This is a genomic window from Oxalicibacterium solurbis (assembly GCF_014635845.1).
GTDB classification, from domain to species: Bacteria; Pseudomonadota; Gammaproteobacteria; order Burkholderiales; family Burkholderiaceae_D; genus Oxalicibacterium; species Oxalicibacterium solurbis.
The window spans coordinates 275,236-287,724 of sequence record NZ_BMDP01000003.1; the positions used below are offsets into that span (position 1 = coordinate 275,236).

At 59.9% G+C, this 12,489-nt stretch carries 11 protein-coding genes; 2 read left to right on the plus strand and 9 right to left on the minus strand.

From position 1 onward, the window contains the following. Window positions 1-6: 6 nt before the first annotated feature. From IEV40_RS11250 to IEV40_RS11280, 7 genes are all read right to left on the minus strand, one after another. Window positions 7-1,884 carry an IucA/IucC family protein gene (locus IEV40_RS11250; protein ID WP_188421698.1) on the minus strand — a complete coding sequence of 626 codons (1,878 nt, stop codon included), beginning with the start codon at window positions 1,882-1,884 and terminating at the stop codon, window positions 7-9. After that, a complete protein-coding gene (locus tag IEV40_RS11255) occupies window positions 1,881-2,486 on the minus strand; it encodes a GNAT family N-acetyltransferase (RefSeq protein ID WP_188421700.1) in 606 nt (201 codons plus the stop codon). Before IEV40_RS11255 ends, IEV40_RS11250 begins: the two co-directional genes overlap by 4 nt. After that, window positions 2,476-3,711 (minus strand): MFS transporter, encoded by a 1,236-nt coding sequence (locus tag IEV40_RS11260; protein ID WP_188421701.1) that lies wholly within the window; start codon window positions 3,709-3,711, stop codon window positions 2,476-2,478. Before IEV40_RS11260 ends, IEV40_RS11255 begins: the two co-directional genes overlap by 11 nt. 7 nt (window positions 3,712-3,718) lie before the next feature. Next, window positions 3,719-5,032, minus strand: coding sequence for a lysine N(6)-hydroxylase/L-ornithine N(5)-oxygenase family protein (locus tag IEV40_RS11265; protein WP_188421703.1), 1,314 nt, complete (start codon window positions 5,030-5,032; stop codon window positions 3,719-3,721). Between the two features lie 102 nt (window positions 5,033-5,134). Further along, complete coding sequence (locus tag IEV40_RS11270; protein ID WP_188421705.1) at window positions 5,135-7,516, minus strand: TonB-dependent siderophore receptor; 2,382 nt, start codon at window positions 7,514-7,516, stop codon at window positions 5,135-5,137. Window positions 7,517-7,645: 129 nt separating this feature from the next. Continuing rightward, window positions 7,646-8,728 carry a FecR family protein gene (locus tag IEV40_RS11275; protein WP_188421707.1) on the minus strand — a complete coding sequence of 361 codons (1,083 nt, stop codon included), beginning with the start codon at window positions 8,726-8,728 and terminating at the stop codon, window positions 7,646-7,648. An 89-nt stretch (window positions 8,729-8,817) separates the two neighbouring features. Further along, window positions 8,818-9,345, minus strand: coding sequence for a sigma-70 family RNA polymerase sigma factor (locus IEV40_RS11280; protein WP_188421709.1), 528 nt, complete (start codon window positions 9,343-9,345; stop codon window positions 8,818-8,820). A gap of 259 nt (window positions 9,346-9,604) precedes the next feature. Here IEV40_RS11280 and IEV40_RS11285 point away from each other — a divergent pair, with 259 nt between their 5' ends. Together IEV40_RS11285 and IEV40_RS11290 are read left to right on the plus strand one after the other, a co-directional pair. Beyond that, a complete protein-coding gene (locus IEV40_RS11285) occupies window positions 9,605-10,297 on the plus strand; it encodes an epoxyqueuosine reductase QueH (protein WP_188421711.1) in 693 nt (230 codons plus the stop codon). Between the two features lie 183 nt (window positions 10,298-10,480). Continuing rightward, on the plus strand, window positions 10,481-11,050 hold the full coding sequence (locus IEV40_RS11290; protein WP_188421713.1) for a Dps family protein: 570 nt from the start codon (window positions 10,481-10,483) through the stop codon (window positions 11,048-11,050). Between the two features lie 72 nt (window positions 11,051-11,122). Here the strand turns inward: IEV40_RS11290 and IEV40_RS11295 are convergent, their stop codons facing one another. Then, window positions 11,123-11,893 carry a thioesterase II family protein gene (locus tag IEV40_RS11295; protein WP_188421715.1) on the minus strand — a complete coding sequence of 257 codons (771 nt, stop codon included), beginning with the start codon at window positions 11,891-11,893 and terminating at the stop codon, window positions 11,123-11,125. Between the two features lie 23 nt (window positions 11,894-11,916). Then, window positions 11,917-12,435, minus strand: a complete 519-nt coding sequence (locus tag IEV40_RS11300) for a sigma-70 family RNA polymerase sigma factor (RefSeq protein ID WP_188421717.1) — start codon at window positions 12,433-12,435, stop codon at window positions 11,917-11,919. Between the last annotated feature and the right edge of the window lie 54 nt (window positions 12,436-12,489).

The window sequence follows — 12,489 nt, forward strand, 5'->3', positions numbered from 1 at the left end:
ACCGGACTAGGCTTCCACCGCCGCTTCCGCCACGGCCGCCGTCTTGTCGTGACGGCGGAAACGGGCAATCGGATTGACCAGATTGCCGGCCATCTTCAGGCTGGAAGCCGGATCGGACAGATTGACCATCTGCACGTTGTTGCCCAGTTGCAGGCGGTTCAGGCAGGAATGCAGGAATTCCGGCACGAACATGTCGTAATGCGCATACCGTTCGGCGAATTCCGGATGGGCGTCCTGGTAGTCGTACACGCATTGCGCAACCGTTCCCCAGAAATCGTCTTCGGTGCAGCAATCGTTCTCGACCAGCACCTGATTGATGTGGCGCAGCACGCCATCGAATACGTCGATGAAGATGCCCAGCAGCTTGAAGTGGTCCGGCACATCGACGGCGATGCGGTCGACACGCTCCGGCAGGTGCTCCTTCGCTTCCAGGTTCAGGATCGCGCATTCCTCGGCAATGTCCTTCATGATCGCGCGCACCGGCACGTAGTTGTCGAGCACCAGGATCAGGTTCTCGCCATGCGGCATGAAGCTGAGGTCGTATTTGTAGAAGCAGTGCAGCAGCGGCGCCAGGTAGGCGCGCATGTATTGCTGCAGCCACGGTTTCGCACCGAGGCCGGAGCGGCGGATCAGTTCCGGCAGCAGCGCATGACCGTCCTTGTCGACGTGCAGCAGCGCCGCCATCGTCATCAGGCGCTCGCCCTTCTTCAGTTGCGACAGCGGGCTTTCGCGCCACAGTGCGGAAAACATCTTCTTGTACGGCGTATCGACCGGAATCGCCGCCTCGTAGTAATAATTGCGGAATCCCATCGATGCCACTTCCTGCAGCACGGTGAAACCGTTCGCGCGCAGATAGTCGTCGCTGGAGACCAGGCCCTTGATGAATTCGTTGATCGCCGGCGTGCCGGACATGTAGTACGGCGACAGTCCGCGCATGAATCCCATGTTCAGGATGGACAGCGATGTCTTCACGTAACGCTTGCTGCGGTCGCTGACGTTGAAGAAGGTGCGGATCGATTGCTGCGCCGTGTACTGGTCGTCGCCATAGCCGAGGCAGACGATCTTGCGCTGCGCGACATAGCCGGCGAAGGCGATCGACAGCTTGTTGAACCATTGCCACGGATGCGCCGGCATGAAATAGTAATCCGACGGGTCGACGCCGAGTGCGACCAATTGCAGCGTGAAACGATCGACATTCTCGCGGCCGATTTCCTGCGTGATCAACTGTTCGTAATTCAGCGTCGACAGGCTGGCAAAGGCTGCGTTGTCCTTGTGTACAGCCAGCCAGATCACGCGAATCTCGGCACCCGCTTCCGGCGCATACGTGCGGTAATCGACGGCATCGAAACCGAGCCGGCCGTTGTTCGCGACAAAACCCGGATGCCCTTCGATCATCGCCGCCTCGATCTGCTGGAAATCGTCGGCCTCGGCCAGTTCCGCACTGCTCGGTGCGCCGGGCTTGGTGCGCTTGTAGGCGCTGCCGAACATCGTGCTGCTGATTTCATCCAGATAGATCGGCAGCAGATCGTCGCGTATGCCGAGCCGCTGCCGACATTCGATGACAAACTGCAACGCATCCAGCGGCTGCTCGTCGTCGTCGATCCACCGGCGTATCGATTCCGGCCTGACGAACCAGTGGCGCAACGCAAGCTGCCGCGCCGCGAATTCGTAGCGCACGGCGCTGTCGTCCGAGCGCACCTCGTAAGTCGAAAAACCGTCCTTGCCCTTGTGCAGCAGCGTCGGTTCGATAATCAGTTCATGCGCATATTCGGCGATGGCCTTGCGCAGCATCAGGCGATTGACCTGTTGCCATACCTCGGGCGTCAGGTGCGAAGCGACTTTTGCCGGATGCTGGGACAGCTGGTGGGCGAGCGTGACATTCATGGATGGACTTCCTCGTTGATGATGGCAGCAGTGGCCGATTCAAAATCTCGCCGCGTGCAGAAGGCGAGGCTGGCGATCTTCTCGGGGAAGACCACGTTGCGGTCGTAGACGAAACCTGCCGACCGGTTCAATGCATGGATTCTGTGATTGTTGGCGTCCGGCTCCACCACGATGCGTTGCGCCTCCAGATGCGTGAACATGAAACGCATCAGCGCGTGGAATACCGCGCGCGAAAAACCGGAAACATGTTCGCGGCGCGGCCCGACGAAGATGTGCATGCCGAGATCGCCCGCCTGTACGTCGTAGAACTGCCGGATGCGATCATGCGCCGGGTCGTAGCATTCGGCGAGGAATGTCGGTCGCCCCTGATACCAGCCCATGTAGGCCGTGGCATGGCCGGAATCCATCATGTCCTGGTAGATCCGGCGCACCTCGTCTTCCGTCTTGTCCTGCAGCAGCCAGAATGCCGCGCGCTGCTGCACGAACCAGTTGTGCAGCGTCGGGATATCGTCCGGAATCTGCAGCAGGCGAAACACGAAATCGTGATCGCGATAGGGCGATGTCGCCGCGTCCGCGCGGCGGTGCATGGCTTCAGTTCGCATGGGCGCGCTCCAGGCTGGCGGATTCAGACGGTGCTTCGGCGACATGCCCTGCACTCGGCACTTTCAGGATCAGCCGATCCAGCAGCGCTGTCAGGATGAAACCGGCCGCCGCCAGCACGAACGGCACGACCAGTCCGTAGCGGCTGACGATGGCGCCGGCAGCAAACGACGACAGCAGCACGCCGAGGTTCTGGAAGAAATTGGTGATGCTGTAATCCTGCGCATAGCGCTGCGGCGTCGACAGCCGGAACAAATTGACTTCCAGCTTGACGATGATCTGGAACAGCGCCCAGCCGTACAGCACGCGCCCCAGCACGATCAGCATCGGCTCCGGCGCAGCATGCAGCAACAGGCCGATCGCACCCAGCACCAGATTGGCGATCGTATGATCCGGCAACTTGCGGCTGCGCTTCTGCAAATGCGCTTGCCAGGCCAGCGCCATCACCGCAATCATGCCGGGAATGGCAAAAACCGCGCCGGAAAACAGTTCGCTCGGATTGCCAGTGACCTGTTGCCAGTACATCGAAAAGAACGGGCGGATCAGGTAGGCGCTTAAATCGAAGATCAGCATCACCAATGCCAGCCGCAGGATCGGCAGGCGTGCGCGCAGATCGAAGCGACTGCGCAAAGGTACCGACGTTTCCGCATTCGCCTCTTCGGCGCGAATCACATGCACGATCTTGCCGCTGCGGATCAGATACATGCAGACGGCCATCTGGAAGAAATCCCCGGCCGCCATCGCCAGAATGCATGCGCGCGGCCCCCACGCCTGCATGATGAAACCGCCGACCACCGCACCGAAGATCGCGCCGAAATGCACGGTCACCGACAGGATGCCGATCGTCGAGGCATGCAGCTCCTTCGGCGTCAGGCGCATCATGTACGGATACATCAGCAGATAGCTGCTCTTGCACATGAACATCAGCATCGACAGCACCCAGAAGCTGACCACATCGGGCGCCCAGTTGCTGAGCACACTGAAAGTTCCCGCTGCACATTGCGTATACACGAGCAGGTACAGCGGTTCGACGCGTTTTGCCAGCCGTGCCCAGAACGGCAGCGTGCACATGACGGCCAGCGAGATTGCCGCGACATAGAAGCCGACGTGTACCGCGCTGTCCATGCCGTAACGCGCATTGAAGAACTGCGGATAGAACGGAATCAGGATCGCGTCGCTGATGACGGCCAGCACCGTCATCGTGATGATGTAGAAGCGCAAACTCATCAGCGCCTCACAGCCGGACGAAATCGGCGGTTGCCGGAATCGCAAAATCCTGCAAGGCGATGCGACGCTCGATCTTGTAATGCTCGACGCCCGTCAGCTCGCGCAGGATGTACGAGTTGCGATAGCAGCTCATGCCCAGATCCTGGTTGGTCATGCCGTGCGTGTGCTGGCCGGCGTTCTGGATGAAGATTTCACTGCCGTTCAAATCGGCGGCATAGTTTCGCGCCAACTGGTATCGGCCTTTTTCATCCCAGCGCATGCGATGACGGATGCCATCGACGAAAGGCGCAATGTTTTCGCGATAACCGGTCGCAAAGACCAGCCCCTCGCTGCGATGCGCATAGCGTGTGCCGCAATCGAGCTGGCAAAACTCTATCTCGTAGTGATCGCCATCCGGATCGTAACGACAGTCCTGCAATTCGCAATTGGTGATCAGATGCGTACGCAAGACGCCACCCCGCTTGCGCCTGTCGTCCAGCAGATCGTAGATGCGGTTGATCAGGCTGGCATTGACGCCCTTGTACAGGCTGTCCTGCTTGCGGACAATGCGCTCCTTGGTCGGCTCATCGAGTTCATAGAAGTAATCGATGTAATCCGGCGAGAACATTTCCAGCGTCAGCTTGGTCGTCTCCATCTGGAAGAAGCGCGGCGAGCGCGTGATCCAGATCAGGCTGTAATCGTGTTCGTCGATTTCCTGCAGCAGGTCGTAATACACTTCAGCCGCGCTCTGGCCGCTGCCGACGATGGTGATCGAACGCTTTTTCTGCAGCGCAGCCTTGTTCGCCAGGTAATAGGCGGTGTGCAGATAGCGATGGCCGCCGGGCTGGCAGCATTCAGGAAACGATGGCCGTGTGCCGACACCCAGCACCAGCTTGCGGCAGTGGAGCACGAAGGGCGTGCGCATCGCGCCTTTCACACCGGCCACCACATAACATTGCGCTTCTTCGTCGTACGACAGGCTCTGCACTTCGTGCTCGAAGCGCAGGTTCGACAGGCGCATCGCCGCCCATCGGCAATAGTCGTTGTACTCGGTCCGCGTCAGGTAAAAGCTTTCACGGAAATAGTACGAATAGAGTTTTCCCTCTTCCTTGCAGTAATTGAGAAAACTGAAGCGGCTGGTCGGATCGGCCAGGCTGACCAGATCCGCGATGAACGGATTCTGCAGCGTGGCATTGTCGATCAGCATGTCCGGGTGCCAGTTGAACTCGGCACTGCGCTCCAGAAAAATCCCGTTCAGTTCCAGCGGTTCCGCCAGGCAGGCCAGACTCAGGTTGAACGGTCCCAGTCCGATCGCGATGAATTCGTAAACATCCTGTTTCATGACATCCTCGTTTCCTGATTTGCATCACGCTACGCGGCGGCAAATAGCGGTCGTAAGAAGTCTGTGTCCCGGCTGGCGATCGGCTCGCCGGGACAGGGAGAGTTACCACTTGTAGGTCAGTGTTGCGGTCAAGCTGCGCTCATCACCCCAGTAGCAGAAGTTCTGGTCCTGGCACGAAGCGACATAGGTCTTGTCGAAAAGATTGTTCGCTGCCAGGCGAAGATTCGTTCCCTTCAGCGAAGGGTTCCACTTCGACAGGTCGATGCGCAGCATCATGTCTGCGATGGTGTAGGACGGCACTTTCACCGTATTGGCGTTATCCACCCACGACGTACCCACGTATCGCAGACCCGCGCCCCATGTGTAGCCCGGAAGGAAAGTCCAGTCGCCCCAGATGGATGCCATATTGCGTGGCGCTTGTGCCGGTGTGTTGTCGAGGTTGCCGTCCGGAGATTCGACGAACTTGGTTCGGTTGTAGGTATAGCTGGCCAGCAAGGAAACGTTGTCGCTTACCTGTGTGTGTGCTTCCAGTTCCAGGCCGCGCGAACGTGTTTTGCCTGCAGGGATGTAATCGAAGGTTGTCGGCAACAATATCGAGATGTTGTCTTGCGTCAGGTTATAAATTGCCGCAGACAGTAATGTCCTGGAACCCGACGGCTGATAGCGGATGCCAATTTCCGTCTGATTGCTCTCGGCCGGCTCCAGAATTTTGTTGCCATCGCTGCGTAGACTTGGATTGAAACCATCGGAATAGCTGATGTACGGTGCCAGACCGTTTTCGAACAAATATACCGCGCCGGCACGCGCTGTCAGTTTGGAACCATCCCATTTTGCGATATCTGCGAGCCCACGCTGCATCTTCATGTCAGCCCAGTCCTGTCGTGCACCCAGTGTGAATCGCCACTGCCCCAATTCGATTTGGTCTTGCGCATAAAATCCGGTCTGTTCCAGGGTTCGATCGACCGGATCGTATCCGCCAGTCACCACCAAGTTAGGCGACCCGTAAACAGGATTGAAGGCATCGATCGGCGAGACCGAACCCCAGGACCAGGAACCCTCGACATCACGCTTCTGATAATCCAGGCCCACCAGGAATGTATGGTTGGCTGTACCGATTTTCAGTTTTTTCTCGAATTGATTGTCGATAGTGAAGCCACGTGTGGATTCGCTGGCGCCATCATAGGACCTGAACAATTGTGTAGGACTGATCCAGGCCGGCGTTGGCGGATAAGTCAGCGGCGCAATATGTATTTGCCGCAGCGTCGCATCGGCCCATACATAACGGAAATTCTGCCGCACCGTCGTGTTGTCGTCGAACGCATGTGAAAACTGATATCCGAGAAAACGCTGCTTGCGTTCATACGTATCGACGCTCGGATCACCATCGTAGAAATCGCGCGGCAACCTGCGACCGTTGTGATCCTTGGTCACGCTGGCATCGTATGGCACCCCGCTGTGATAGCTGCCTTCAGGATCGTCCTGCAGATACGCTTGCAACAGGAGATGCGTGTTTTTCGAGAAATTGATGGCCAGTGAAGGCGCAAGAACGTAACGCTCTTCCTTTACATGATTGACTTGCGTATCGTTCTTGCGCGCCGTGGCCGTAAGACGGAAAGCCATCACGCCGTTCTCGTCGAGCGGCCCTGTCAGATCGACGGATGCTTCGCGGCGATCGTTGTTGCCGAGCGTGAACTGTACTTCCCGGCCGGCTTCGAATTGCGGCATCTTGCTGGTCAACGCAACCAGGCCGCCCGGCGACGCGCGCCCGTACATCACCGAAGCCGGCCCGCGGATCACATCGATGCGCTCCAGGTAGTACGGATCGACCTGCATCGACGTGTAAGAACCTTGATCGCTCAGCATGCGCAGTCCGTCGAGCAATGCGCTGTCGACACTGCTGTCCTTGAAGCCGCGTAGCGCAACATAATCGTAGCGATTGGAAGAGCCGACCAATCCCGTAAAAGCTCCTGGCGTGTAGGCCAGCGCTTCCGTCACGCTTCTCGGCTTCTGGTCTTCGATCTGCTTTCTAGTGACGACCGAGACCGACTGCGGCGTTTCGATAATCGGCGTATCGGTTTTAAAACCCGATGCGCTACGGGTGGCGACATAGCTGTCGTTTTCCATGGCAGCCGTCACCGTCACGGCCGGCAACTGCCCCGACGATGCCGGCACCAGATTGACGACTGCCGTTTTCCCGTTGACCGTCGCCACCAGGCCGCTGCCGGCCAGCAGGCGGTTCAGCGCCTGCTGCGGCGTCAGTGAACCGGATACGGCCGGTGCGGTTTTGCCCGCCACCAGCGAAGGCTGCACGATCAGTTCAAGCTGCGCCTGCCGCGCCAGTTCGTTCAATGCCTGCGCCAACGGCTGTGCCACGATGTTGATGGAAACCGGGGTCGCGGCGGACTGGGCAAAGGACGGCGCGGTGCCACATGCCAAAGCCACGGCAAGGGCGACGGCGGCCGGACGGAAGGAAATACGGGTCATGCAATGTCTCCAAGAAGGTGTAAATAAGAATCCTTCTCAGGTAGACGGATGGTTCGTGCAAAACCCTAGGTGATTTGCAAAAAAATTTTGCGCGCCGGTACGGTGGGGAAAATTCGGCGGAGGAAAAACTTACCGTATGGAGACGATTTCCGTCTGACCGCCGCTGTGCGCCAGCCGCACCGGTAGCGCCTGCGGCAGCACGCGCTTGAAGTTATCCAGGCGGCGCGGATCGAAGGTGCCGGTGATGCGCATCGCGGCGACCGCCGGATCGCGCACGGTCATGCCGCTGTCGCCGTAGCGCTCGAATTCCGCCAGCACCTGCTGCAGCGGCACGTCGTCGAAACTGACACGACTGTCGCGCCACGGTGCCACGTCGGCAATCGCCACCGTGGATACCACGCCCAGCGTACCGTTGGCATTGGCAACGATCTGCTGGCCGGCCGTCAACTCGACTTCGCCCTTGTCGCCGAACCAGCCGGCGCGGGCCACGCGCACGCGTCCTTCTTCAACGGCGACGCGCACGCCGTCGCGGCCGGGAATCTCTGGCGTGTAGCGCACGGCGAAGCGCGTGCCTACCACCGTGATACGCAGCGGTCCGGCCAGCACGTCGAAGGGACGGTCGGCATCCTTCTCGACCTGCAGGCGGACCTGTCCTTCCGGCAAGGTCAGGTCGCGATGCCCGCGGTAGAGTGCGACCTCGGCCCTGGTGGCGGTATCGAGCTGCAGGCGGCTGCCGTCCGGCAGGGCGATGTCGGCCTGTTCGCCGCGCGCCGTCGTGTAGGTTTCGTTGAAGGCCGGCTGCCACCAGTAATTCCAGGCAGCCGCGCCGACGATCAGCATCGCCAGTCCGGCGAAGGCCGACATGGCGCGCGGCGAAGAGAATGTACCTGCGAAGGCACTCGCCGCACGCGCAAACCATGACGAGCTCGATGTGCGTTCCGTCTGTTGTTGCTGCACGGCCTGTTCGGCAGCCGCCAAGGCAGCCTTGTCGCGCGCGAGATTGGCGCGCAGTCGTTCGATGCCGTGCGCGGGTGCGGCATCCATCTGGCGCCAGTCGCCTTCCCACTGCGCATAGGCGGCCGCATGGGCCGGATCGGCCTGCAGCCACTCCTGGAAGGATTGCTCTTCGGCGGCATCCAGCCCGTCCGTGCGCCGCACGAACCAATCCAGCGCTTGATCTTCCCGCTCGTTCAACGACAATCCGGACTCCATGTTCCCCCTCACGCGCACAGAATCGCTCTTCTCCTGTAGACGCATGACCGCTTCAAAACCCTGTGTTGCGCCGCAAATGCCTTCCATCTTCATTTGCGTTCCTGTGGCGCCGCCGGTTCGGGCGCATCGAGTTGCGCCTTGCAGCGGCGGCATGCATCCATCGCCAGCTTGATATGCTGTTCCACCATCTTGCGCGAGATGCCCATGTGCTCGGCGACCTCGGCATGAGACAGCCCGTCGAAGCGATGCAGGATGAATGCCTCCCGGCAACGCACCGGCAGATGATCGATCGTCTGCAGCATGGCATCGACCGCCTGCGACGATGCGAGCGCCGTTTCAGGCTCGCATGCCTGCGGCGCCGCCATCATATCGAAATCTTCCGGCGTCTCGTCCGCCGAGCCGTTTTCGCCACGCACTTCGTTGCGTCGATGGCGGTCGATGACCAGATTGCGCGCCGTGTGATACAGCAAGGCACGCGGCTGCGACACCGCCTGCCCCGATTGCTGCAATGCCAGCACGCGGACGTACGCCTCCTGCACGATGTCGGCTGCGCTGTCGCGGTCCTTCATCGTGCGTGTCAGATGATTCAGCAGTTCTCGATAGTATTGCGCAACCATGGCCTTATCCGGACAAACACGGGTTTGAGCGGCTGGCTGCGCGGAGGCGTGGCTGACCGAAAGGGAACAAACAAGAATGATTCTTATTATGTCAGAGAGTCAACACCGGAAGCAACGACTGCTGCCATCGTTGCAACAGCCGTTGTCGCGCTCGATTGACGCGGCGCGGCGCGGTCCTTCCTGCTAACATTACAGCCTGACTTATCACCGCGGCCGGCTTGCTCCATATCTCCCGCCAGCCTGCCATGCAACCCGCATCATGACCGACTCCAACAACGACACCGCGCCGGACTTCAAGCGCGAACCGATTCCCCTTCCCGCCAAACCGGGCAAGGTGCTGCTGCATTCCTGCTGCGCGCCGTGCTCGGGCGAAGTGATGGAAGCAATGCTGGCTTCCGGCATCGATTACACGATCTTCTTCTACAACCCGAACATCCATCCGGAGAAGGAATACCTGCTGCGCAAGGAGGAGAACATCCGCTTTGCGGAAAAGCACGGCGTGCCCTTCATCGATGCCGACTACGACACCGACAACTGGTTCGCGCGCGCCAAGGGAATGGAAGACGAGCCGGAGCGAGGCATCCGCTGCACGATGTGCTTCGACATGCGCTTCGAGCGCACCGCGCTGTACGCACACGAGCACGGCTTTCCGGTCATCAGCAGTTCGCTCGGCATTTCGCGCTGGAAAAACATGGACCAGATCAACGACTGCGGCAAGCGTGCCGCCGCCAAGTATCCGGACATGATTTACTGGGACTACAACTGGCGCAAAAAAGGCGGCTCCGCACGCATGATCGAAATCTCCAAGCGCGAGAACTTTTATCAGCAGGAATACTGCGGCTGCGTCTATTCGTTGCGCGACACCAATCGCCATCGCCGCGAACAGGGCCGCGACCGCATCCAGCTGGGCGTGCTGTACTACGGAGAGAACAAGGAAAACGAAGGCGGTTGACCCTGTCGCGCCAGCCTATCCCTGCGATAGAAACATTTTCGATGAAGCCCGGCCCTGCGCCGGGCTTTTTGCTCTTGCAATCCGCGCAAGACTCTCTATCTCTATCAGTAGACATTCCCGCCGCAACCGCAGAAACTTAAGCGGCGTTCCTCGACTCTACTGTTGCCCATCAAGGAGAAAGCCATGAAAACGACGAAAACGACGAAAGCCAAAGCAACTTCCAAGGCCAAAAAAGCCAAGCCGGCTATCCGCCGTACCGCATTGGCCACCCCCAGCGATCTGCACTCGGCCGGCACACGCGACATCGCCGCCGCGATGAACGGCATCCTGGCCGACGTCTTCGCGCTCTACCTGAAAACCAAGAATTTCCACTGGCACATGAGCGGCCCGCACTTCCGCGATTACCACCTGCTGCTCGACGATCAGGCTATGCAGGTCTATGCAATGGTCGACGTCATCGCCGAACGTATCCGCAAGGTCGGCCAGCCGACGCTGCGCTCCATCGGCGACATCGCGCGGCGCCAGCGCATCCTCGACAACGATGCCGAATACGTGGAACCGGGCGACATGCTGGCCGAATTGCAGGAGGACAATAAAGCGCTGGCTGCCAGCCTGCGTGCAGCGCACGTGGTCTGCGACGAGCACAACGATATCGCCACCGCCAGCCTGATCGAGAACTGGATCGACGAAACCGAGGAACGCACCTGGTTCCTGTTCGAGGCGAACCGTCGCAGCGATTCGACCGGCCACTGATCGGATAGCGGTTGTCGAACGGACTGCACGCTCTGTGACGTGCAGCCGTTTGTTTCTTCCGTTGGTCTTATATCATCCGGCAACGGGAATCAAAGGGATCGTCATCCGCATCGACGAGGCGGCTGCCGGAATGACGTAACTGTCCTGCACCAGCCGGTGGGCGAGCACTGCCAGCAATGTCTCTTCCTGTTCACGCAGGAAGCGAACGCCGCCATCGAACCAGTTCATCGTGCAATGCGCGCTGGTTTCGCTATGCCATGCCTGCATGCCATCCGGCAGAATGTCGTCCTGGCGACCACCGAAGACGTGGATGGGCATCGACAGCTGCATGCCGCAGGAACGGCGGAAGCTGCTGCAGATACAGTGGTCGGCGCGCATGACGCCGAGTGCCTTGTGCATCAGGTCGGGCAGTTCGAAGACTTGGCGCGCCGTGCATCCCTGACGCTGCAGTTCGGCGATCAGTTCGGCATCGCCGCAATTTCCCTGCCGGCAGGCCATCGTACTGCAGCGCACTGGACCGGCGCTGCCGCTGACCAGCAGCGACTGCGGCGGTACGCCGCCGGCGTCACGCACGCGCTGCGCCAGACCGTAAGCCAGCAAGGCGCCCATGCCGTGTCCGAACAGCGCGTAACGGCCGCGCAGCATGTGGTTGTAGTCGTCATGCAGCCCCGCAACCAATTGCGCGAAATCCTCGACGGCCGGTTCGGCCGGCCGGCTGCCGCGCCCCGGCAATTCCAGCGGCACGATGCGTATCCATTGCGGCAGCACGCGGCGCCACCGCATGTAGGTCATCGCGCTGGCGCCCGCCCACGGCAGGCATAGCAGGGAAAGTGGTGACTGCATTCGTGACTCCTTTCGATCGTGCATCAGTCGTCGAGCAACTGACGACAGCCGCGCAACGCATTGGTCGCGTCGCGCAGCATGAAATTCACCAGCGTCGCCGAACAGCCAAGGCAGCGCCCGATTTCGCGCTGCGACATGTTCTCGAAGCGACAATATTCGAAGGCACGCCGCGTGCGCGCCGGCAGCGTATCGAGAATATGCGACACCACTTCCAGCATCTGCCGGTGATTCAGCGCCTTTTCCGGTGTCGCATGGCTAGGCACGTCCAACTGCGTGACGTCAACGTTGAAGATGCGATGTCCGAGTTCGGTGGACTGGCGCCGGAAATGGTCCATCGCCAGATTACGAACGATCCGGCAGCAGTAGCAATAAGGCTGCAGGATGCAGCCTTCGGGCGCGCATTCGGCCACCTTGATGTAAGCGTCCTGCATGATCTCGTCCGCCAGATCGGCCTGGCGCACGATGTTCAGCGCCACGTGGCGCAGATCGGCGTGACGGGAAACGAATACGGCTTCGAGTGATTGCCGGGGAACGACGGACACGATTTTCCTGCCTGGGCGAACGCCTTAATGATAATGATTCTCATTATAATCATT